We start from the raw sequence: 25216 nt of genomic DNA on the forward strand, positions 1-25216 counted from the left end.
TTTAAAAATATAAATTTTATTACGAAATGGTACATCCATATATATAGAGGTGAGATATGAAATATGCAGAAATAATAAGTCGCATGACTTTAGAAGAAAAAGCATCACTAACATCCGGCAAGGATTTTTGGCAATCCATGGATATTGAGCGTTTAAACATAGGTAGCATGTTTCTGTCTGATGGTCCTCATGGTATTAGAAAACAGGCTGCAGCTGCAGACCATCTTGGACTTAATCCTAGTATTCCAGCAACTTGTTTTCCAACAGCAGCAACTGTAGCAAATAGTTGGAATGAAGCTTTAGGAGAAGAGGTTGGAGAATATCTTGGCAGAGAAGCGGTTGCGCAAAAAGTTAATGTACTTTTGGGACCAGGGATTAATATGAAAAGGAACCCTTTATGTGGAAGAAATTTTGAGTATTTTAGTGAAGACCCATATCTTGCTGGTAAGATAGCAGCAGGATATATAAGAGGAATTCAATCTCAAGGAATTTCAGCCTGTGCTAAGCATTTTTGTGTAAACAACCAAGAAGAGAGACGTATGGCAATTGATACGGTTGTGGATGAAAGGACCCTTAGAGAAATTTATTTGACTGCATTTGAAATTGCAGTTAAAGAAGGTAAGACTAAATCCATAATGTCTTCCTATAATATGCTAAATGGTACCTATACAAATGAAAATATTCATCTTATGCAGGATATACTTCGCAGAGAATGGGGCTTTAATGGTGTGGTGGTTACAGATTGGGGTGGAAGTAACGATCGTGTAGCTGGATTAGTAGCAGGCAATGAGTTGGAGATGCCTACAACTGCAGGCGAGACCAATGAAGAAATAATTCAGGCAATTAAAAGTGGAAGAATCAAAGAGGAAGTATTAGATCAATGTGTAGATAGATTACTTGATCTTAATTTTACTACAAGGGAAGTATTTAAGGAGCCTAACAGTGAGTTTAGTAAAGAAAAGCATCATAGGATAGCGCAAAAGGTTGCAGAAGAATCAATTGTTCTTCTAAAAAATGATGATAACATATTACCTCTAAAAAAAGGAACGCAAGTTGCTATAATAGGGGACTTTGCTGAAAAACCACGATATCAAGGTGCAGGCTCATCTATCGTGAATCCTACTATTTTACACAATACATTAGATTGCTTTAAAGAATCAGAATTTGAAAGTGTTGGATATGAATCAGGTTTTGAACGTTATGGCAAAAAGAGTAAGAAAAAAATAGAGAAGGCATGTGAACTTGCTAAAAAAGCAGATGTCATCCTTTTATATATTGGGCTAGATGAGGCTACTGAAGCTGAAGGACTAGATAGACAAGACATGAGGATTCCAGATAATCAGATAGAGCTATTGAATGCTTTATACGAAGTTAATAAAAATATAGTTGTGATACTATCCTGTGGTTCTGCTGTAGAAATGCCATGGCTTAAAAAGGTAAAAGCAGTATTGCATGGTTATTTAGGTGGTCAGGCTGGTACAAGAGCAATGCTTAGAGTTCTGTCAGGTGAGGTGAACCCTTCAGGAAAACTAGCAGAGACATATCCAATACATTACGAAGATACTCCTTCTTTTAGTAATTTCCCTGGAAAAGAAGTAAGTGTGGAGTATAGGGAAGCTGTCTATATAGGATATCGTTACTACGATACAGCTAATATAGATGTTCTTTTCCCTTTTGGGTATGGACTAAGTTATACAACTTTCGAATATTCGGATATTAAAGTAAATAAAGATAAGGTTACTTTTAAGATTAGAAACTCTGGTAATGTTCCTGGAATGGAAGTTGCTCAGCTATATGTAGGATGCAGATCTAAAGAAATATTTAGACCTAAGAAAGAGCTAAAGGGATTTGCAAAGGTATTTATAAATCCAGGTGAAACAAAAACTATGACAATACCTTTTGATGATAAGACTTTCAGATATTTTAATGTGAAAACAAATAAATGGGAAGTAGAACAGTCGGATTATAAAATAATGATTGGTGCATCAAGTGATGATATAAGGTTGATAGACAGTATTTTTATTGAGGGTACTGGAGCACCACTTCCATATGATAAAGAATTACTTCCGTCATATTATTCAGGAAAAGCGAACAATGTTAGTAAAGAAGAGTTTGAAACTTTAATTGGACGTAAAGTTCCTATATCAACTTGGAATAGAAAGAAACCTCTTGGTTATAACGATACTATTGCACAGTGCCAGTACGCCAAAGGTTGGTTTGCAAGATTTGCATTCCATATGATTAGTTTTGCATATTGGTTCTTGAGAAAAACAGGAAAAAGAATGACTGCTAATGTAATAATGATGTCTATATATCATATGCCATTTAGAGGTATAGCAAGGATGACAGGTGGAGTAGCAAACATCCAGATGGTTGATGGTATTTTGATGGTAGCAAATGGACACTTCTTCAAAGGCTTAAGTCATTTATTAAAGGAAAGAAATAAGCTGGTAAAGAAAAATAAAAGCAATGGAGCAATGGCAACAGTTATTAAGGAGAGTTAAAATGAGCAATGAAAAAGTAAAGAATAAAAGTATATTTTCAGGAGTAATAGACTTATGGAAAAAGTATAAGTCAAAACATCCTGGTACAGCTCAATTCTTAGTATTTTTTATGCTGAGTAATGGAGTAACAGTTTTGCAAATGATTTTAATGCCTTTATTTAAGGAAATACTTGGACTGACTACACTGGTAGATACAAATTTTCAAGTACTGCAAGTTGGACACAACTTTGATGGTAGTGCTTACTATGTGTTTAATTATGCAGCTGGTGTAATTTCATCAGGAGGCGGCGGCGGATTAGCTTATTTCCTTGCGGTTCAGATAACAATGGCTATTGCACAAATCATTAACTTTTTTGCCCAAAGAAATATTACTTTTAAATCTAACAGTAATATATGGAAAGCTGCCTTTTGGTATGTAGTAGCTTATATTGTAATATCTATAGGTGCAGCGGCACTTCAAGGTCTTTATAAAGCTCCTATATATAACTTGTTAATGAATATACTTGCAATGGGTTCAGTTGGTGAAACTATAGCAGATTTCATAACAATGATTATTAATTCTGCTATTTCCTTCTGGGTATTCTTCCCTATATTCAAGATAATATTTAAGGATAACACTGAAGAGAAAGTTGCGGGTGCAAGATAACATTAACGTAATAATATTTGAAAGTTATATTAAAGCGATCCCCTTTGCTTGATAAAATATATATGTAGTTACAAAATATCTATTGCAACCCGATAGAATATTTAGAAGTTTTTATCTAAATCAATATGAAAAACAGTTTCAGGTATAACTTGAAGCTGTTTTTCATAAAAAACTATAATTTAGTCATTTGATCAAATTAAATTATACTTTATAAGAGGTATTAAAATTATGGAGAACCAGGTATTCAACCCGTACCTACCTAGTTATGAATATATTCCTGATGGTGAACCTTATGTATTTGAGGATCGCCTTTATGTTTTTGGATCTCATGATCGTTTTAATGGTCCATTTTTTTGCATGAATGATTACGTATGTTGGTCCACGCCAATAGATGATTTAAAAGATTGGAAATATGAAGGCGTCATTTATAAGAAGACACAAGATCCATTAAATAAAAAAGGAATACATAGTCTTTATGCTCCTGATGTGGCAAGAGGAATTGATGGAAAATAGGCACTTTACTTTGAGTTTAAAGGAAAAGGAAGTTTTGACTTCTTTGCATTCGAACTGAAATCATCAGGAATATATTAAGGATCAATACAGCCAACAGAAATGGTAGTGATATTATTTTCTTTATGGGTTGATACTTGATGATATAGTTGTTTTAAATTATAATGATTCTAAATGGTATAATTTGCTTTAAAAAGCCTCTTTCATAAGAAACTTTTTAAAGTAAATTTAATCTTCAGGTTATAAGATTTTTGATAAATTATTAAACCGTCAGAATGTAACATAGTTTTTTCCAAATAGGCTTTTATATTGAATGTTATGTATACTAATATCTGATATTAAGTGCACTTACGATCTTTAAAGCTATATAAATAGGAACACATATTAGACAATAATTAAAGATGTGCCACTTCGAACCGAAAGTTATTTTTAAAACTCTCACGGCTTCTGGTGAGAGAATTTAAAAATATAAATTTTATTACGAAGTGGTACATCCGTAGATTTCAAAATTGAGTTAGGTGTTTCAGCAGTTTTTGCTTTTTGCTGTAAATGCCAAAAGAGGAATAGAAGATGAAGTATAGAGAATTAATTGAGAAAATGACTTTAGAAGAAAAAGCGTCTTTAATGTCAGGAAAAGATTTTTGGCAGACTCAAGAGATAGAGCGTCTTGGAATTAATAGTATGTTTCTTGCTGACGGACCTCATGGTATTAGAAAACAAGCAGTAGCTGCGGATCATTTAGGACTTAATGAGGGGATTCCAGCAACATGCTTTCCAACAGCTGCAACTGTAGCAAATAGCTGGAATGATGAACTAGGAGAAAGAGTTGGAGAGTATCTAGGTGAAGAAGCTATTTCTCAAAAAGTTAATGTACTGCTAGGGCCTGGAGTTAATATGAAAAGAAATCCTCTATGCGGTAGAAACTTTCAGTATTTCAGTGAAGATCCATATCTTGCAGGTAAAATGGCAGCAGGTTATATAAGGGGGATTCAATCTCAGGGAATATCTGCCTGTGTTAAGCATTTTTGTGTTAACAATCAAGAAGAGAGACGTATGGCTATTGATACTATAGTTGATGAAAGAACTCTTAGAGAAATCTATCTAACTGCATTTGAAATTGCAGTTAAAGAAGGCAGAACTAAGACTATAATGTCATCTTACAATAAGTTAAATGGTACTTATACAAATGAAAATATGCACCTTATGAAGGATATTCTACGAGGGGAATGGAATTACAAAGGATGTGTAATAACTGATTGGGGCGGAAGTAATGATCGTATAGCAGGGTTAATTGCTGGTAATGAGTTAGAGATGCCTACAACAGCAGGTGAGACAAACGAAGAAATAATTCAGGCAATTAAAACTGGAAAAATTAAAGAAGAAGTATTGGATGAGTGTGTTGATAGATTGCTTGAACTTATCTTTACTACTGAGGAAGTATATAAGAAACCACATATTGAGTTTGAGGTAGAAAAGCATCATAGGGTAGCTCAGAAAGTGGCAGAAGAGTCTATAGTACTGCTTAAAAATGAAGATAATATACTACCACTTAAATACGGTAAAAAGGTAGCTGTAATTGGAGATTTTGCAAAGAATGCAAGATATCAAGGTGCAGGATCGTCTATTGTAAATCCTACAATTTTAGATCATACTTTAGATTGTTTTAATGAATCAGGAATTGTAAGTATTGGTTATGAAGTAGGTTTTGAACGTTATGGGAAGAAAAGTGAGAAAAAAATAGAGAAGGCATGTGAACTTGCAAAAAAAGCAGATGTCATCCTTTTATATATAGGATTAGATGAAGTTACAGAAGCTGATGGGTTGGACAGGCACAGTATGAAGATTCCTGATAACCAGATGGATTTATTAAATGCTTTATACAAAGTTAACTCAAATATCGTTGCAATACTTTCTTGTGGCTCTGCAGTAGAAATGCCGTGGATTAATAAAGTGAAAGCGGTATTGCACGGATACTTAGGTGGGCAGGCTGGATCTAGGGCTATACTTAGGATTTTATCAGGGGATGTGAATCCTTCTGGGAAATTAGCAGAAACATATCCAATTCGTTATGAGGATACTCCATCTTATTACAATTTTCCTGGAAAAGAAGTAAGCGTAGAGTATAGAGAAGGAATTTATATTGGTTATCGCTATTATGATACGGCTAATATAGATGTTCTTTTCCCTTTTGGATATGGACTTAGTTATACCACTTTTGCATATTCAGATATACATGTAAGCAAATATGGAGTAACATTTAACTTAACCAATTCGGGACAAGTAGCTGGTATGGAAATTGCACAACTATATGTAGGATGTAAATCAGAGGCAATTTTTAGACCTAAAAAGGAATTAAAAGGTTTTACAAAGGTATTTATAAATGCAGGAGAGACAAAGACAGTAACAATACCTTTTGATGATAAGACTTTCCGCTATTTCAATGTTAAAACAAATAGGTGGGAAATTGAAGAAGCAGAATATAAAATTATGGTTGGAGCATCGAGTGCAGATATAAGATTAGAGTCTTCTATTACTATAGAAGGAACTGGTGCACCGCTTCCGTATGACAAAGAACTGCTTCCATCTTACTATTCAGGAAAAACAAATAATGTTAGCGTAGAAGAATTTGAAAATTTACTTGGACGCAAGGTACCTGTTTCAACATGGGATAGGAGCAAGCCTCTTGGATATAACGATACTATAGCCCAATGTGAGTATGCAAAGGGATTGTTTGCAAGATTTTCATATCATATGATTGTTTTTGCGTACTGGTTTTTAAGAAAGATTGGAAAGAGAAGCACAGCTAACATCATTATGATGTCTATCTACCATATGCCTTTTAGAGGAATAGCTAGAGTTACAGGCGGTGTAGTGAATATGCCTATGTTAGATGGAATTTTGATGATAGTCAACGGTAACTTCTTTAAAGGATTGAAACATTTATTAAAGGAAAGAAGAAAGTTACTAAGTAAGAAGAAGTCAAAAGATAAATAGAAGTTAAAAAATAAATTTTAAAACTTATCCTAAAGAGATAATTAGAAAAGGTAGTGTTAGTATGAAATTATTATCGGTAGTAATTCCTTGCTATAATTCACAAGAATATATGAGACATTGTATTGAATCTCTGTTGCCAGGGGGAGAGTGTGTAGAACTATTAATAGTTAATGATGGCTCTATTGATAAAACAGCAGAGATTGCAGATGAATACGCAAGAAAATATCCGACTATCGTAAGAGCGATACATCAACAAAATGGAGGACATGGAGAGGCTGTAAATGCTGGAATAAGAAATGCAACAGGACTATATTTTAAAGTTGTGGATAGTGATGATTGGGTAGATTCTAGTGCATATGAAGAAATATTAAGGGCATTGAACAAACTAACCTCAGCTGAAACTCCTGTTGATATGTTAATAAGTAATTTTGTATATGAAAAAGAAGGTGCAAAGAATAAGAAGGTTATGAAGTATGAAAATGCACTTCCAGAAGGGACAATCTTCACTTGGGATGACATTAAGCATTTTAGAAAAGGTCAGTATATATTGATGCATTCTGTTATATATAGAACACAATTGTTAAGAGATTGTGGATTAGAACTGCCAAAGCATACCTTCTATGTTGATAACTTATTTGTATATGTTCCACTTGAACATGTTAATAAAATCTACTATGTTAATGTTGATTTTTATAGATATTTTATAGGTAGAGGTGATCAATCGGTTAATGAGAGTGTAATGATAAAAAGAATTGATCAACAGATTAAAGTGAACAAGCTTATGATAGAGAGAGTACAATTAGAAGATATTAATAATATAAAGCTTCGTAAGTATATGTTTAACTACCTAGAAATTGTTACAGTAGTATCTACTATCTTATTAATACGTTCTGGAACAACAGAAAACTTAGAGAAGAAAAAAGAATTATGGAAGTATATTAAAGATACTGATCTAGAGTTGTATAATAGCCTTAGATACGGATTTATGGGTGGAATAATGAACTTGCCTGGGCAAATTGGTCGTAGTATTGCTGTAGGGGCATACAAAATATCGCAAAGATTGGTTGGGTTTAATTAATCTACAAGAATCAAATAGATAATGGTTTATAAATTTCAGTATAGTTAGATATCTTTCTATGATAAAAATCGTAGAAAGATATTTTTATAGGAAAGAAAAAAGTTTAGACTGCTTTATATTAGAGTATATCTAAATAAAAATTTGTAGAACCATCGAAATCCTTATTTAGAGTTTAAGGATTGAAGTAGTTTATCTTTAATTGACACAATTTTAGAAGATTAAATTACTGGCGTACTGGCCAGGATATTATTGTAATCAAAATCTATAAATATATTTTGAGGAGAAAAACTTATATGAATGTTAAATATGATTTTTTAATAGTAGGGGCAGGATTATACGGTGCAGTATTTGCACAGGAGGCTAGAAAAGCTGGAAAGACATGTCTTATTATTGATAAGCGTGATCATGTTGCAGGAAATATTTATACTGAAAGAGTTGAAGATATTCAGGTACATAGGTATGGAGCTCATATATTTCATACTAACAATAAGGAAGTTTGGCAATATGTGAATCAATTTGCGGAATTCAATAGATATACCAACAGTCCTGTAGCAAATTATAATGGGGAAATATATAATCTACCTTTTAATATGAATACATTTAATAAGATGTGGGGAGTTATAACACCAGATGAGGCCAAGCAAAAAATAGAACAGCAGCGTAAAGAGAGTTTTGTTGAAAGTCCTAGAAATTTAGAGGAGCAAGCGATAAATTTAGTAGGTGTAGATATATATGAAAAGCTTATACGTGGATATACTGAAAAACAATGGGGACGCCCTTGCAATGAATTGCCTGCATTCATTATTCGTAGATTACCAGTAAGATTTACTTATGACAATAATTATTTTGATGCTAAATATCAAGGTATACCAGAGGGCGGTTATACTAGAATGGTTGAAAAGATGATAGAGGGTATTGAAGTAAAGTTGAATGTGGACTATTTTGAAGATAAAGAAAGATGGGATAGTATTGCGGATAAAGTAGTTTATACTGGGGCTATTGATGCATATTTTAACTATAAGTTTGGGATTTTGGAATATAGAAGTGTAAAGTTTGAAACAGAAGTTTTGGATATGGAAAACTTTCAAGGTAATGCTGTGGTAAATTATACAGATAGGGAAACACCATATACTCGTATCATAGAACACAAGCATTTCGAATTCGGAACACAGCCTAAAACTGTTGTTAGCCGTGAATATAGCGCAGAATGGAAACTAGGAGATGAACCTTATTATCCTGTAAATGATGAAAGAAACAGTGCATTGTATGAAAAGTACAAGTTAGCTGCTGAGTCTCAAAGTAAAGTTGTTTTTGGAGGACGTCTAGGAGAGTACAAATATTATGATATGGATAAAGTCATAGAGGTTGCATTACAAAAAGTTAAGGAAGTTTTGAGCAAATAAGTATCACATATTTAAGAAACTGCTGCAATTAGTTTATTCTAATTGAAGTAGTTTCTTTTAATTTCTACACAGTACTTTAAGACAGTGCTTAAAAACAACACTTTTCTAAAGTTCATTTTGCTCTTTTATCAAGTTAATGGTTGAAGATCTTGGATCTATTTCTTTTGAAATATTAGTCTTATATTCTAGATTGAAATCGTAATTAATCTTGAATAAGCAAGAATATAAAATATCTAAAATTAAATGAATAGAATCATTGCTTGAATATGTTGCAATCTTTGAATAAAGTTTTTCTCTTGTAGATATAGAAAAAGCACAATCACCAAAGGATCTTAAGGTGTTCTCACCAATGCTTGTAAGTACAATTGTAGGTGTGTTTTTATTTTTTAACATCTCTGCAATTTTTAAAACCTCTTCGTTTTCTCCTGAATAAGAAATTAATATAGCACAATTTTTAGGTGAGGAATTTGAAGCAACCACCATTTGCTCACCAGGTAAATTCATAATTTCAACATGACGATTTATTCTAAGCATTTTATGTTTGAAATCATATGCCATAAGTAGTGAATTACTGCTTCCATATACATTAATCATTTGCGCTTTATTAAGTAGATCCACCGCCTTTTTTAACTCATCATTCTTTAAAAGAGAAAGCGTATCTTCAATACTATTAGCTGCTAAATGTGCAACCTTTGAAGCAACATTTATAAAAGAATCGTGAGCTTCAAATGGAAAATTTGGATCAACATCAGAAAAATGGTTGTTTAAGTATTGAAGTTCTTCAATATACTTTTCTTTAAGTTCGTTCCACCCACTGAAACCAAGCTTTTGTGATAGTCGGACTACTGTAGAGGGCGAAGTATAAGTTGCGTTTGCCAAATCTTTAGTAGATAGATTTTCAATGTTTTCTTTTTCATTAAGAATATAATTAGCAAGAATTTCTTCTGATTTTGATAGAGAATCTATAGATTCAAGTTTATTTGAAATAAGCATAAGTACAGTCCTCTTTTCAATATATGTAAGTGATAAGGATGCATCACTTCGAACCAAAATCTATTTTTAAAACTCTCACAGCTTCTGGTGAGAGAATTTAAAAATAATGAGTTTTATTACGAAATGATACATCCAAAGATGCATCACTTCGAACCGAAATTTATTTTTAAAACTCTCACGGCTTCTGGTGAGAGAATTTAAAAATGATAAGCTTATTACGAAGTGATACATCAATAGGAATAGGATTTCATCATTCTATAGAAAATAGCTAAAAAAAATGAAATCACATTCTAATATGTAATCAAAATGTTTAAATTGTAATGTTTATTATATATGATTATATCATAAGAAAAAAAGTTATTTAAAGATATACTAGTTAAATAAGCGGTGCTGCCAAAGCACAGTGTTGAAATTATAAGTTGGTACACCTATTATTAAGCGTTAACTGAAGATGTATAAACATACTTGGATTAAAGAGAGGAGATAATTAAGATGGGATTTAGAAAAGGTTTTCTATGGGGAGGAGCTACTGCAGCTAACCAATTTGAAGGTGGATACTTAGAGGATGGTAAAGGCCTAAGTACTGCTGATATTATGACAAATGGAAGCCATAAGTCAGCAAGAAGAATAACTTATACTATGCCAGATGGAACAAGGAAATCCCAACCGGTTTTTCCCTTTGAATCAATTCCTGATGAAGCTGTATTAGAATGTCATGAAGGAGAATATTACCCAAGTCACCAGGCCATAGATTTTTATAATCATTATAAAGAAGATATAGCATTATTTGCTGAGATGGGATTTAACTGTTTTAGATTATCTATAAATTGGGCAAGAATTTTCCCAAATGGGGATGATGAGCTTGCTAACGAAAAAGGTCTAGAGTTTTACGATAACGTGTTTGATGAATTACTTAAACATAATATTGAGCCAGTGGTAACAATTTCTCACTATGAGACACCTCTTGCTTTAACAAACAATTATGGAGGTTGGTTAGATCGTAGAGTTATAGATTTCTATGTAAGATACTGCGAAACTATATTTAATAGATATAAAAATAAGGTTAAGTATTGGATGACTTTTAATGAAATTAATATAATGGATCATATGCCTACTTTTGCAGGTGGAGTTATTAAAAATGATGATCAATCAAGAGCACAAGCAGTTTATCATCAGTTTTTAGCAAGTGCAAAGGTTGTACAATTAGGTCATGAAATTAATCCAGATTTCAAGATTGGTATGATGACTGCATATGGGTCTACTTATGCACTTACTTGTAATCCTGAAGATGAATTGAAATTAATGAAAAGCGATCAACAAAGACACTTTTTCTCTGATGTTCAATGTCGTGGGGTTTATCCAGAATATAAATTAAAAGAGTATGAGAGATTAGGTGTAAAATTAGAAAAGCAAGATGGAGACGATGAGCTATTAAAGAATGGCACTGTTGACTATATAGGATTCTCTTATTACTCAAGTTCAGTTGTGAGCTCTGATAAAAATAAAACTGTGACTGATGGAAATATGTCTACTTCAGTTTTAAATCCTTATTTAAAGGCAACTGATTGGGGATGGCAGATTGATCCAGTTGGATTGAGACTTGCACTTAATAGATTGCAAGAAAGATATAACTTACCTTTATTTATTGTTGAAAATGGAATGGGAGCTATTGATAAAGTGGAGGAAGATGGATCTGTCCATGATACTTATCGTATGGAATACCTAGCTAGACACATTGAGGCAATGAAGGAAGCGGTAGAAGAAGATGGAGTTAATTTAATAGGATATACTCCATGGGGATGCATTGACTTAGTTTCTGCAGGTACTGGAGAGATGAGAAAGCGTTATGGATTTATCTATGTAGAGAAGGATGATAACGGTGATGGACCTCTTACAAGAAGCAGAAAGGATTCTTTCTATTGGTATAAAAAAGTAATTGGTTCAAACGGAGAAGACTTAAGCTTCTAGAAGTATATAATGAGTGGTATCAATTGATATCACTCGTTTTTTCTTATTTAGAAAATATTAAGTTTTAACATAATTTTTTGTGTACAATAAATACAAGGGAAAAATGTAAGGGAGGAAAATTGATATGGGATATAAACTAATTGCTTGTGATATGGATGAAACCTTATTAAATGATGATCATGTAATTTGTGAAAAAAATATTGAGTTTATTAAAAGGGCCAAGGAAGAGTATGGAGTAAAGTTTGTTCCAGCCACAGGAAGAGGCTATAATTCTATTCAGACAGATTTAAGAATATTAGATTTATATGATGAACTAGGTGAGTATGTTCTTTCTTTTAATGGAGGTGCTTTAACTGAAAACAAAGCAAATAAGTTGCTGCAGTTTAAAGGTTTGGATTTTCATAAAATGAAAGAGATTTTTGAGTATGGATTAACCAAGGATGTTTGTATTCATGTTTATACAAAAGATAAGTTATATGTCTATAATTTATCAGATAGTGAAAAGTTAAGGATTGAACGTCAAAAATTTGAATGTACTATTATGGAAGAAAATACTGTAGATTTTTTAGAAAATGAATTGATAGCTAAGATTTTATATCAAAATATAGACGTACCTTACTTAATGAGCTTAGAACCTGATATGAAGGATATAGTATATGGATATTGTTCTGTTAGTTATTCATCAAATCGTTATATGGAGTTTAATTCTTTAGGTGTAGATAAAGGACAAGGCTTAGCAGATTTAGCAAGGATACTAAATATAGATATAAAGGATACAATTGCAGTAGGAGATAACTACAACGATATGGCTATGTTAAAAGTTGCAGGTTTATCGGTAGCGGCAGGAAATGCAGTGGAAGATGTAAAAAAGGCTTGCGACTACACCACAAGTGCTGATAATAACGAAGGCGTCGTTGCAGAACTAATTGAGAAGTTTATCTTTAAGACAAGCAGTATATAAATTAGAGCTGTTAAAGAAATGTTTTGAAATTAAGTGGTTATTTAATTTGGGCAATGTAGTTAAACACAGCCCATAAAAACACAAAGGCCGTGTATTATAAGGAGACAAATCTCTTTATAATGCACGGCTTTTAAATATTGAATCAAAGATTAAAGTCACACAATACAGGAAAGTGATCTGAAGGATATACTCCTGATCTATTATCTGGTAAGACACCATATCGAATAATTTTAATAGAACCATTATAAAATATATGATCGATCGGTCTAAAAATTCTATCATGTTGTTGCTGTAGAGATTCCATATTTGACTTATATTCATTCATCATAAAACGATGATAGGTAAAAGGTAAACCATAATAAATAGTTGTTTCTGTCTTCGAAGCATCTATGAAGCCTTGGGATAGAATCTCGTCATAGGCTGGAGATTGTTCGGAGGAGTTGAAGTCTCCACATAGAATTGCTGGAATGTTCTCATTAAATAGTAAAAGCTGTTCTTTTATTACATGAATGCTTTTTGAATTTGCTGCCTTGCCGACATGATCATAATGAGTATTTGCAATAATGAAAGTATTATTTGAGCTTTTATGTTTTAATTGCTTCCATATAACCGTACGAGGGCACTTGGCATCGTAGCCAATGGAACCAGCAATAGATGGAGTTTCTGATAACCAAAAGTATCCATGGTCTTCTAAATCAAACATATCTTTACGATGGAAAATAGGGACCTGCTCTCCAGATAGATTGCCATCATTACGTCCTATACCAAAGCAGGAGTACTCAGGAAGATTTTCTTCTAAATAAACCTTTTGGTGCTCCAAAGCTTCTTGGAGACAAAATATATCTGGATTATAGTATCTTAATATAGATAATATTTGTTCACGCCTATGTTTCCATGAATATGGCTCATCAGTTCTACGATCAACAAGTATATTAAAAGTCATTAGCCTTAAATTTATAGATTCTTTCATATCTTCACCTCCTGTAATAATAATCTAAATATTCAAGTAATAACTATAATTTTACCATAAATTTAGAGCAAATTCATCTATAGTAAACAGCTACCGGTATGTAAAGTTTATTAATATAGGATAAGATATAAAAATTGTAGCAAAAGTATACAAAAGTAATGAATAGTACAAATACAGTGTGAAAACGTTATGATACAATTTTTTTGTAGAATGAAACGGAATAATAGTGGTCAGTAACTAATATTTAAATTATTTAACGATGAAATCCAGCGTAGTAGGACAGTAATACCAATAATACTTAAAAAGGAGGTGGATTTAAGAAGTTTATAAAAGTTAAAAAATCTTAGAATATAGATAGGGGGACAATGGGATTTGAAAAGGAATAAGTATAATAAGTTTATGAAGATGTTATCAATTATAATGACTTTTCTTTCTGTCTTAACAGTTAATCCAAGTTTAACTAAAGCAGCAACAATTGCTCAAGCTGAAGAAGTATCCTATCATGGATTAAAAGGTGACTATTATAAATGTAGTTCTACAACTGCTGCGGATTTTGCAAGTTTAGTATCTACCAATATAGATGAAAATATAAACTTTTATAGTGCTTTTACTGATGTACTTAAAGCACGTACTGGACAAACTGAGGGATGTGCAGTGAGATGGACAGGAAAGATACAGCCTAAATATAGTGAAGATTATACTTTTTATATGATAGGTGATAACGGATTTAGGCTATGGGTAAATGGCAATTTAATAATTGACCATTGGGTAAATGACTGGGAGGTTCCTCAAACAAGCAGTAAAATTAGTCTTAAGGCAGGAGTTCAGTATGATTTTAAACTAGAGTACTTTCAAGCTACTGGTGGAGCGGACCTAAAGCTTCAATGGTCTAGTACGAGTCAACCAAAACAGGTTGTACCAGTGGAATGCTTTTATCAACCAGAAGGTAGTCAAGTACCTATAGTAACCGCTTCTGTAGAACCAGTGACAGGAACTTGTCAGCAATATGCACATCCAAATCTACCAAGTGCTGTAACTGTAGATTATAGTGATGGTACAAAAAGACAGCTTCCTGTGGCTTGGGATTTTAGTGATGCATCATTATTTTCTGAGGTTGGAAATGTAGTAGTGACTGGTACAGTATCAGGCACAACAGCAGAAGCTGTAGCTAATATAAGTGTGACACCATATGTGCAATGGGAAAAGCAACAGGCTCCTTTAATGACAAAATGGTCAGCAGACGTGACTGCTGATAATGCTCTTCCTGATTATCCAAGAATGCAGATGCAAAGAACTGAGTGGCAGAATCTAAATGGGTTATGGCAATTCCAAGAGGGAACTGAAAGTGATCCAGTACCAACCGGAAGGAACTTAACAAGGAAAATACTTGTTCCATATCCTATGGAATCAGCTTTATCAGGAATTATGACTCATTATGATTATTCCTGGTATAGAAGGGTTTTCACTTTGCCACAGAATTGGAATGATAAGAAAATAATCATAAACTTTGGTGCAGTGGATTGGCAATCTGAAGTATTTGTAAATGGTACAAGTGTAGGTATTCATAAAGGTGGTTATGATCCATTTAGCTATGACATCACTCAATACTTAAAAGCAACAGGAGAACAAGAGTTAATTGTAAAAGTTTATGATCCAACAGATGCTGCTGGAGAGCCAAGAGGAAAGCAGACCTTACATCAAGGTGGAATCATGTATACATCAACTAGTGGAATTTGGCAAACTGCTTGGCTTGAGCCAGTTGCAGCATCCTCAAGCATAGATAATTTAAAGATTGAGCCAGATGTGGATGGAGGAAGACTTAAACTTACAGTAAGTACAACAGGAGTAGCTGAAGGAACTGTAGTTACTGCTACAGCTTATGATGGAACAACAATTGCAGGTAAAGTGGACGGTAGTCCAAATACAGCTCTATATATCCCAATTACAAGTGCTAAGTTATGGTCTCCAGATAATCCTTTCTTATATGATCTTCAGGTAGATTTAAAGAAAGACTCAACAGTTATAGATACAGTAAAGAGTTATTTTGGAATGCGTAAAATATCAATGAATCAAGTAAATGGAGTAAATAAGATATTTTTAAACAATAAGGAAACCTTCATGATGGGACCTTTGGATCAAGGGTTCTGGCCTGATGGACTTTATACAGCTCCAACCGATGCAGCTTTAAAGTCTGATATAGAACAGGAAAAAGCTTTAGGTTTTAATATGGTAAGAAAACACATAAAGGTAGAACCAGCTCGTTGGTACTACTGGGCTGATAAATTAGGAATTTTAGTTTGGCAGGACATGCCTTCTGCTGATTCCTATATGAGTAATCCTCCACCAGTAGATAAACCTCAATATGAATTAGAACTACAACGTATGGTTCAGACACATTGGAATAGTCCATCAATCATCATGTGGTGTGTATTTAACGAAGAGCAAGGTCAGTACGAACCAGCACGACTTGTAGGACTTGTGGCAGGTCTTGATTCCTCTAGATTAATAAATCAAGGAAGTGGAGGACCATATGCAAATGCAGGAAACATTTATGATGTTCATAGCTATCCACCTCCAGCATGTCCAAATAGTTCGACTCAAATTAATGTTTGCGGAGAATATGGCGGTATAGGATTTAAGATTCCAGAACATCAATGGAATGAAGCTCTCTCAGCAAGTTATATTATGGTAAATAATGCTGATGACTTAACTAACCTATATGATACCTATGCAAATAATATTCTATCTTATAAGACAAATAATGGATTAAGTGCAGCAGTGTATACTGAGATAACTGATGTAGAAACTGAAGTAAATGGTTTAATGACTTATGACAGACAGATGAAATGCGATGTAAATAAGATTAAGGCATCCAATGAAAAGGTTATTAATAAACTTTCTTATTATAGTGAAGTATTACCTACTTCAAAATCACAAAAGCAAACTTGGAAATATGCTACAACAAATACAGCGTCAGACTGGTATTCTTCAAGTTTTGACGATTCCCAATGGACTTCAGCACAAGGCGGTTTTGGAACAGCAATCACTCCTGGAATATCGGTTGGAACCAATTGGAATACCTCAGATATATGGATGCGTAAGAGCTTTAATCCTGGAAATCTCACAACTGATGAAATAAACAACCTATGCTTCAATCTTTTCCATGACGAAGCTACTGAGATTTATATAAATGGAGTACTTGCAGGAACAGCAACAGGATATTCAACAGATTATGTATTGCTAGATATGAATGATGCTGCTAAGAGAGCTATTAAGATTAATGATAGTAATGTCATTGCAGTTCATTGCCATCAGACAACAGGCGGACAAGGAATTGATGTAGGGATAGGAAAGAGAGTTCTTACAGACAAACCTATAACTAGCACAAGCTTTAGCGACAACTTTGATAGTGGAAATGCAAATCAGTGGAGTAACTTTGGAGGAAGCTGGTCTGTAGTAGATGGAAAATATGGAGTTTTAGCAAATAGTGGCGGAAAGTCTATAGCTCAAAATACTAATTTTTCAGACTTTACCTATGAGACAGATATAACCCTTGGCAATATTCAAGCTAACAACAATGCAGGAGTATTATTTAGGTTAAGCAGTCCAGGGATAGGAGCTGATAACTATAAAGGGTATTATGCTGGATTAGGGAAAAATGGAGATGTTCCTGGAGTGGTACTTGGCAAATCCAACGGTTCTTGGACCTTTTTAGACACTAAACCAATGACTATTGAAGCAGGAAAGAGCTATCATATGAAGATATCTGCTATTGGATCAAGTATAAAGGTTTATGTAGATAATATGGATACCCCTATAATAGATAAAGTTGATACAAGCTATATTTCTGGAGCTATAGGGTTAAGAACTTGGAATGTTGATGCTAGGTATGATAATATTTCTGCAGCAGCTTATGTTCCAAAGCATACAGAGGCAGCTTTGAGTGATTTGAAGGTTGGTGGGGCAACAATAACTGGCTTTGATGAAAATACCACTACTTACAATATAGAACTTCCTGCAGGTACAACAGCAGTGCCAGAAATAAATGCAGTGGTAAAGGATTCAGGTAAAGCAGTGGCAGTGGTAACAAAACCAGAAGCATTACCTGGAACAGCTAAAATAGTGGTAACGGCAGAAGATGGAGTGACAATTAAGACTTATACTATTAACTTTACAGTACAAATTCCAAAGGATACAGATGCAACATTGAAGAGTATAAGTATAGATGGTAAAAATTTAGAAGGCTTTGATCCAAGTAAAAAAGAATATAGCATTACATTGCCTTCTGGAACAACAAAGATTCCTGTGGTTTCTACAGAAGCAACAAAGACTGTGGAAACGGTAAATATAACTCAAGCAGACACAGTAAATGGAACAGCTACTATAAAAGTGACAGCAGAAGATGGAGTTACTACTAATGTTTATACTGTTAAGTTTGTAGTTGCTTCTAAGAATGATGCTACTTTAACTAATATAACTGTAGATGGCAAGGCAATTCCTGAATTTAAAGGCGATTTAATTACTACAGTGACCATTCCATATACAACTAAGGAACCTGTTATAACTGCAACTGCAACTGATGCCAATGCAAAGATAAATATAAAACAAGCTGGTTGCTTGAGTTCTTTTGCAGCAATTCACGTTACTTCTGCAGATGGAAGAAATCATAGAATCTATACATTGTACTTTAAAATGCTACCAAATACAGATGCATCTCTAAGCAGAATATGTATAGGAGATAATGAGATAGATAATTTCAATCCAGAGGTTCTTGATTATATCTATAAACTACCTTCTGGTACTACTAAGGCGCCAATTGTTTCTGCAAAAGTTAGTGATCATAGAGGAATAAATGGTGCACAGCTTACAATAAAACAAGCTTGCAAAGTAGATGAAAAAGCAGTAATAACTGTAACAGCAGCTGATGGAAAGACAATAAGGAAGTACACTGTGACTTTTGTTGTGGGTCAATAGACTAGCTAAATGGAAAATCCTAAATTGTCTTCAATAGATAATGAAGAATATTTAGTTAGTATTAAATTATAAAACCAATGAAGATTATTAAGGGATATATGTTGCTTTCAAATAATCAATAAAGATGAACCACTTCGTAATAGAATTTATATTTCGGATTGAAGTGTTTCATCTTTATTCCTTTTGCTTGATAAAACAGTGACGCTTTAATGCAAGTCATTTAACAAAACATGACATTAAGATATAATATTAAATAGTTTAAAGACCTAAGGAGAAAAATATGTATGCTTAAAAAATATTCGTTACTTATTAAAAATATAGCATTAATCTTGTTTGGAAATACCATATATGCTTTAGCAGTTACTATGTTTATTCTTCCAACTGGACTAATAACAGGAGGTACTACCGGATTAGCTTTGTTGTTTTACCATCAGTTTAGTATCCCTATAGCTATGTTTGTATCTGCTTTTAATGTAAGTATGTTTATATTAGGAGGATTAGTACTTGGCAGAAAGTTTGCATTAACAACTTTAATAAGTACTTTTTATTATCCTTTTGTACTTGGAGTGCTACAAAACATTGGGTATTTAAAGAATATGACTTCTGATCATTTGCTATCAACAATTTATGCAGGTATAATGATTGGATTTAGTATAGGCATAGTGATAAAAGCAGGTGCCTCTACAGGAGGGATGGACATACCGCCTCTTGTATTGAATAAAAAACTTGGGCTTCCAGTATCAGTGGTAATGTACTCATTAGACTTTACTATACTTCTGTCTCAAATGCTTTTTGCAAACAAAGAACAAGTTTTATATGGAATTTTACTAGTATTAATTTATACTGTGGTACTTGATAAAGTGCTGTTACTTGGACAGTCTAGAACTCAGGTGAAAATTATAAGTGATAAGTATGAAGAAATCAATCAGATGATTATTAAGTACCTTGATAGGGGATCAACCTTAATTCATGCTGAAACTGGGTATTTCCATAATGATAATTTGGTAGTTCTTACTGTTATATCAAATCGTGAATTATCAAAATTGAATGAGATGGTTTTATCCATAGATCCAAAGGCATTTATGGTTATAAATAGGGTCAATGAGGTAAAAGGTCGTGGGTTTAGTATGGAAAAGCATTATGTGTAGATATTTTTTGTAGCGATGTAAGGCTTTAATAAGTATATAATTTAATAGTGCTAATTAAATTTGGACAGAATAAAAATCATGTGTGAAGTTACTATATCTTCATACATGATTTTTTCTATAATTGCAATTAGTTTTGTTATTCATGCAATACTTCTAATATTTCTATATTATAATTTTCTCCAGGAGCATTAACTTCAACTACATCTCCAGCTTTCTTGCCTGATAAAGCTTTTCCTAAGTCAGATTCGATACTTATCTTCATGTTATCAGGATCTAAATCCATTGTAGTTACTAAGGTTACAACGGTCTCGAAATCATCTTCTATGAATTTAACTTTAGCTTTACTATTAAGTCCTAATACTGATTTATCTATGCTTTCGTCATCTACAATAATGGCTGTTGAGATCATAGTCATTAAGTACTGAATTCTATTATCATTTTCTCTATAGTTAGCACAAGCTTCTTTGTATTCTGCATTTTCCGATCTATCACCATGTGCAGCAGCTTCTAGTTTTTCTCTTGCAATTTCAGCTCTTTTGGTAGTCAGTCTATATTCTAATTCTTCTTGTAATTTCCTCATATTTTCAGCTGTTAATGTGTTATTCATAAAATAAGTTATCCTCCAATGAAATTATTATATTAATATTATATAGCATTTCAGAAAAAACAAAAGACAGTCTTCTAATTTATGAATAGTTTATTTTGAAACTGTATGGAAAAGATGGATTTATTAGAAATAGGCTTATAGTAAGCTGATAAGGTACTATTATTTATTAGTAACATAAATCAACCTTTCGGTTGATTACAGATATATGGTCTAGAGCGTAATATTTATATCAGAGGTGATGATGATGGAAAAATATTACAAGTAGGAGGGCGCAGGTGAAGATAGTTTGAAAAGTAAATATAAAGTAGTATGAAGCTAATTGACTGTCTGTGGTAAAAAATGGTATTATGTTCTTATAGCTGTATATTAAATACTTATATGTGATTGTTGGATTGTAACTGACTTGATCAGGCTAGACCTTCATTGATAAGAAGCAGGATGAAACCTACCTCTTTATTAATAGAGGTCTTTTTTACTGTATAAGAAAATATAAAGTTTTTATTCTATCTAAATCTACATATTTCAAATGGGTTAGAAGTTTTTATGGCTATACAGTAAAAAATAAAACTTATTCGCCTGCCAAATTTTCCTCATATGCATTCGGAAAGGCAGATGCGCAAAAAAATTATTGAAGAAAGTCGCTTCAGCAATTTTTTACAGTAAAGGAAAGTCAAAGTCTTTATTCAAAATAGACTATAGATATAATGGAGGGAGATTAATGAGATATACAAATGAGATTATAGATACCATAGGAGAAATTCCAGTTAAACTATATATTGAAAGCATTAAAAACTCGAGCTACTACTTAAATCCAAAGCTAATTTTGATATTTGTTATTAAAGGTGAAATTCTTATAAAGCAAGAAGACAAAACATATAAACTAAGAGAAGAGGATGTTATTTTAATTAATCCAAATATAATGTACAGTATAGATAGTTCAAGTACTAATCAAATCTACATTTTAGAAATAGATTATAAATATTTTAATAACTTATATAATAACTTTAGTGATTTAATATTTGAATTAAACTCATTAAATATTGATGAAACCAATATGGAAGACTATAAAAGCATTAAAAATATAATTATAAAGCTGCTAGAAGTATGTTTAAATAAGGAAAATGGATATTTATTAATGGCCAAACAGTTAATAATGGAACTTATAGTACGATTAATTAATAAATTTACTATTGATAAAACAGAGAATACATTCTCCATAAATCATGATGATGAGAGGATAAATAGTATTATAAAGTTTGTACTTACTCATTATAAAGAAAAAATAAGTTTACAGGATATTTCACAATATATGCATTTAAATTCCCAATATATATCTAGATATTTTTCAAAACAAATGGGGATTCCTCTAAATGCTTTTATTAGTAATGTACGATTAGAGGAGTCTATAAAAGACTTGGTACTATCAGATAAAAAAGTTACTTTTATAGCATTAGAAAACGGATTTCCAAATTTAAAATCTTACTTTAAGGCGTTTAAAGAAATCTATGGTATGACTCCTTCAAAATATAGGAATATTTATTTAAATGAAATAAGAGAAAATTCACTGGAATTAGATTTTTCTAAATTTAATTTAGAGAATATATCTAATCATGAAAACGATAAACTTAGATTATTACCTGAAAAAAAGCAAAGCTATGTAATTGAATTAAATTCTTCAGTTGAAACTTTTAAAAAGAGCTGGAAAAAGGTTTTAGCTTTTGGAAGGGCTGCAGAAGGTATGAGGGAAGAACTAAGAAATCAATTGAGATTGGTTCAAAAAGATATAGGCTTTGAATATGTTAGGTTTCATGGAATACTTTCTGATGAGATGAGGCTTTATAGTGAAGACGGTCAGGGGAATGCGGAATATAACTTTACTTATGTTGATGAGCTTATAGATTTTTTATTGGAGATAAAGCTTAAACCATTCATAGAACTTGGGTATATGCCTGACCAACTTGCAGCTGAAAAGAAATATATATTTGCATGGAAGGCTAATATAAGTTTTCCTAAAAGTATAAATAAGTGGAACAAGCTGATAAAAACTTTTGTGAAGCATCTTATAGAAAGATATGGTCGAAATGAAGTACAAACTTGGTATTTTCAAATTTGTGACCAATGGAGTTACTTCAATAATGAAGATAGGAGGTATTTTGAATTCTTTAGAGAAACTTACAGTAGTGTGAAGCAGGTTGAAACAAAGCTGAGAGTTGGAGGAACATTTGATCTACAGCTTTTGGAAAGTTATAGTTGCTATTTAAAAGATGAAAGGATAGCATTAGACTTTATTGCTGTAAGAACTTATTCACTATTGCCAATTGGAAAATCAGATTCACTTGAACTTATTAATAAGTTTGGAAAGGTGTCAGATGATGAGCTGATACTTCAGAATTCAATAGATTATTGTTTATATGCTAATGAAAGTTTTATTATTGAGTATATAGATAGTTTTGTTAATAAGATAGACAAGCATAAAATAGATATAAAAGAGTTTTTTATTTCTGAATGGAATACTACTCCAAGCCAAAAAGATTTAATACATGATACATGTTTCAAGGCTTCATTCTTCGTAAAAAATATTATTGCTAATTTTAATAAAGTTAATGGTATGGCATACTGGTCATTTAGTGATATATTTGAAGAAACTAAGGCAAGTAACAATATCTTTCATGGAGGACTTGGCTTTATAACTAACAATGGAATAAAGAAGCCAATCTATTACGCCTATCAACTTATGAATAGATTAGGAAATAGCATAATAAGAAAAGAAAATGATTTCATAGCCACTAAGAATATCAATAATTCCATTCAGATTTTAGCATTTAACTATTGTCATTTTATCGATGATAAAAAGCAATGCCATTCAAAAGATATTACTTTAAAAGATAGATATCATGTTTTTGATGAGAAAAATAAAAATATAAGCTTTGCTTTAAAAGGATTGTCTGGAGAGGTAGTTGTGAAAACCTACAGAATTAATAAAGAAAATGGATCTGCCTATGACGAATGGCTTAGAATTGGTGCACCAAATTCCATGGAAACTGATGAACTTAATTATATTAAAAATAAATCAATATTTGGATATAGAATGAAGAGTATTGATATCAACGGTGATTTAATAATAAATGAAAAGATGGAGCCACACGAAGTTATATTAATTGAGATTATACCTGTTAAAAATAGCTAAATATATTAATTGAGTAGCAAGAAAAAAAGTAAATATAATAAAAAATAGAGTGTTGTAAATACACTCTATTTTTTATTATATAGAAAGCTTCAGAACTTTTTTACTGTAAAGAAGGTATATAATATTATTCCATTTTTTGACTTTTAAGTAGTAAAAATAATTAAAGTTTTTTAGTTTATAAAAAATAAGGCAAGAAACAATAATAAAACGGTATGTAAAAATCCATAAATGGAAAGCTTTACAATTGTATGAAATATATAATTAATTTGCTGAGAAGTTATGGAGGCTTGGTATTTTAAAATTGGTCAGGAGACATATATGGTTAATAATAATGAAAAAGATAATGAAGGTAAATTAAACAAAACAGATTTTAAGAAGAAAGCTTCCATTAGAAGCGCTCTAAAAGTAATTATGGTATTAATTTGTGCAGGTACCTTTTTATATTCGGCATATAGTTTATACATTATAGGGAGTGAGTATAAGAAAGGTACTGATGAATACAGGGATTTACAAAAGTATGTTGAGGAGGTTCCTGCTAACAGCAAATCCACAAAAGCTTGGAAGATAGACTTTGATAATCTTAAAGCGATAAATAGTGATATTGTTGCATGGATTCATTTTGAGAGTATTGGAATTGACTATCCTATTGTGAAAGGTACAGATAATAACTTTTATTTAAAGCACACCTTCAAGAAGGAGGAAAACAAAGCAGGAAGTATTTTTATGGATTATGAAAATAATAGCCAGTTTAAAGACTTACATACCACAATATATGGTCATAATCTGAAGAATTCATCAATGTTTAGTGCCTTAATGAAGTATAAAGATAAAGACTTTTATGTGTCCAATCCTTATTTCTGGATTTATACTCCAAATGGGGATCTAAAATGTGAAATTTTTTCTTGTTATATAACAGGAAGTACTAGTGAGAGCTATAATAAGAGTTTTACCACAAGAGATGAATATGATAAATTCTTAAAAACTTTAAAGAAAAACTCTATTTATGATACTGGAGTAGAGGTTACTGTAGATGATAAAGTATTGAGTTTATCAACTTGTACAAATTCGGATAAAGATAGCCGAATAATTGTACATGCTAAGGTTTTGAAACAGTAATCATACAGTTGAATACATCCATAATTTGTTGAAATTAAAATTATATTAGTTTTGACAGCTAGAAAAATAATATTGACTATAACTGAAAATTAATAAAATAAGCTAGATATTAAATAAGTACTTTATGATCATTGATATAGATTTTAAAGTAAAAAAA

At 32.1% G+C, this 25216-nt stretch carries 14 protein-coding genes and 1 pseudogene; 12 read left to right on the forward strand and 3 right to left on the reverse strand.

Annotation, left to right across the window (positions count from 1 at the left end; genetic code table 11):
* Window positions 1-56: 56 nt before the first annotated feature.
* The 6 genes and pseudogenes from bsdtw1_RS02485 to glf all read left to right on the forward strand — a co-directional run bounded on the left by bsdtw1_RS02485 (window position 57) and on the right by glf (window position 9135).
* A complete protein-coding gene (locus tag bsdtw1_RS02485) occupies window positions 57-2504 on the forward strand; it encodes a glycoside hydrolase family 3 C-terminal domain-containing protein (RefSeq protein ID WP_183276020.1) in 2448 nt (815 codons plus the stop codon).
* A 1-nt stretch (window position 2505) separates the two neighbouring features.
* Window positions 2506-3150, forward strand: a complete 645-nt coding sequence (locus bsdtw1_RS02490) for a hypothetical protein (RefSeq protein ID WP_183276021.1) — start codon at window positions 2506-2508, stop codon at window positions 3148-3150.
* A 228-nt stretch (window positions 3151-3378) separates the two neighbouring features.
* Window positions 3379-3660 (forward strand): annotated as a pseudogene (locus bsdtw1_RS02495) (family 43 glycosylhydrolase); the annotation flags it as partial.
* A gap of 570 nt (window positions 3661-4230) precedes the next feature.
* The gene (locus bsdtw1_RS02500; protein ID WP_183276022.1) at window positions 4231-6654 is read left to right on the forward strand and encodes a beta-glucosidase; all 2424 of its coding nucleotides are present in this window, start codon (window positions 4231-4233) and stop codon (window positions 6652-6654) included.
* Between the two features lie 61 nt (window positions 6655-6715).
* Window positions 6716-7732, forward strand: a complete 1017-nt coding sequence (locus bsdtw1_RS02505) for a glycosyltransferase family 2 protein (protein ID WP_183276023.1) — start codon at window positions 6716-6718, stop codon at window positions 7730-7732.
* A 293-nt stretch (window positions 7733-8025) separates the two neighbouring features.
* A complete protein-coding gene (gene glf / locus bsdtw1_RS02510; RefSeq protein ID WP_183276024.1) occupies window positions 8026-9135 on the forward strand; it encodes a UDP-galactopyranose mutase in 1110 nt (369 codons plus the stop codon).
* 105 nt (window positions 9136-9240) lie between these two features.
* Here the strand turns inward: glf and bsdtw1_RS02515 are convergent, their stop codons facing one another.
* On the reverse strand, window positions 9241-10128 hold the full coding sequence (locus tag bsdtw1_RS02515; protein WP_183276025.1) for a MurR/RpiR family transcriptional regulator: 888 nt from the start codon (window positions 10126-10128) through the stop codon (window positions 9241-9243).
* A 492-nt stretch (window positions 10129-10620) separates the two neighbouring features.
* Between bsdtw1_RS02515 and bsdtw1_RS02520 the strand changes: the two genes are divergently transcribed.
* On the forward strand, window positions 10621-12096 hold the full coding sequence (locus bsdtw1_RS02520) for a family 1 glycosylhydrolase (protein WP_183276026.1): 1476 nt from the start codon (window positions 10621-10623) through the stop codon (window positions 12094-12096).
* A gap of 124 nt (window positions 12097-12220) precedes the next feature.
* Complete coding sequence (locus bsdtw1_RS02525; protein WP_183276027.1) at window positions 12221-13057, forward strand: Cof-type HAD-IIB family hydrolase; 837 nt, start codon at window positions 12221-12223, stop codon at window positions 13055-13057.
* Window positions 13058-13199: 142 nt separating this feature from the next.
* Here the strand turns inward: bsdtw1_RS02525 and bsdtw1_RS02530 are convergent, their stop codons facing one another.
* Window positions 13200-14027, reverse strand: coding sequence for an endonuclease/exonuclease/phosphatase family protein (locus bsdtw1_RS02530; RefSeq protein ID WP_183276028.1), 828 nt, complete (start codon window positions 14025-14027; stop codon window positions 13200-13202).
* Window positions 14028-14399: 372 nt separating this feature from the next.
* On the opposite strand from bsdtw1_RS02530, the gene bsdtw1_RS02535 reads away from it, so the two are divergent.
* Window positions 14400-19001 (forward strand): PA14 domain-containing protein, encoded by a 4602-nt coding sequence (locus bsdtw1_RS02535; RefSeq protein ID WP_183276029.1) that lies wholly within the window; start codon window positions 14400-14402, stop codon window positions 18999-19001.
* A 284-nt stretch (window positions 19002-19285) separates the two neighbouring features.
* The gene (locus bsdtw1_RS02540) at window positions 19286-20149 is read left to right on the forward strand and encodes a YitT family protein (RefSeq protein ID WP_183276030.1); all 864 of its coding nucleotides are present in this window, start codon (window positions 19286-19288) and stop codon (window positions 20147-20149) included.
* Between the two features lie 136 nt (window positions 20150-20285).
* Here bsdtw1_RS02540 and greA read toward each other — a convergent pair whose 3' ends face one another.
* Complete coding sequence (greA, locus tag bsdtw1_RS02545; RefSeq protein WP_183276031.1) at window positions 20286-20756, reverse strand: transcription elongation factor GreA; 471 nt, start codon at window positions 20754-20756, stop codon at window positions 20286-20288.
* A gap of 718 nt (window positions 20757-21474) precedes the next feature.
* Here greA and bsdtw1_RS02550 point away from each other — a divergent pair.
* Window positions 21475-23943 (forward strand): GH39 family glycosyl hydrolase, encoded by a 2469-nt coding sequence (locus bsdtw1_RS02550; RefSeq protein WP_183276032.1) that lies wholly within the window; start codon window positions 21475-21477, stop codon window positions 23941-23943.
* Window positions 23944-24261: 318 nt separating this feature from the next.
* Entirely contained in the window at window positions 24262-25059 is a 798-nt protein-coding gene (gene srtB, locus bsdtw1_RS02555; protein WP_183276033.1) for a class B sortase, read from the forward strand.
* Window positions 25060-25216 lie beyond the last annotated feature (157 nt).

The sequence above is a fragment of the Clostridium fungisolvens genome (assembly GCF_014193895.1).
GTDB lineage: Bacteria > Bacillota > Clostridia > Clostridiales > Clostridiaceae > Clostridium_AR > Clostridium_AR fungisolvens.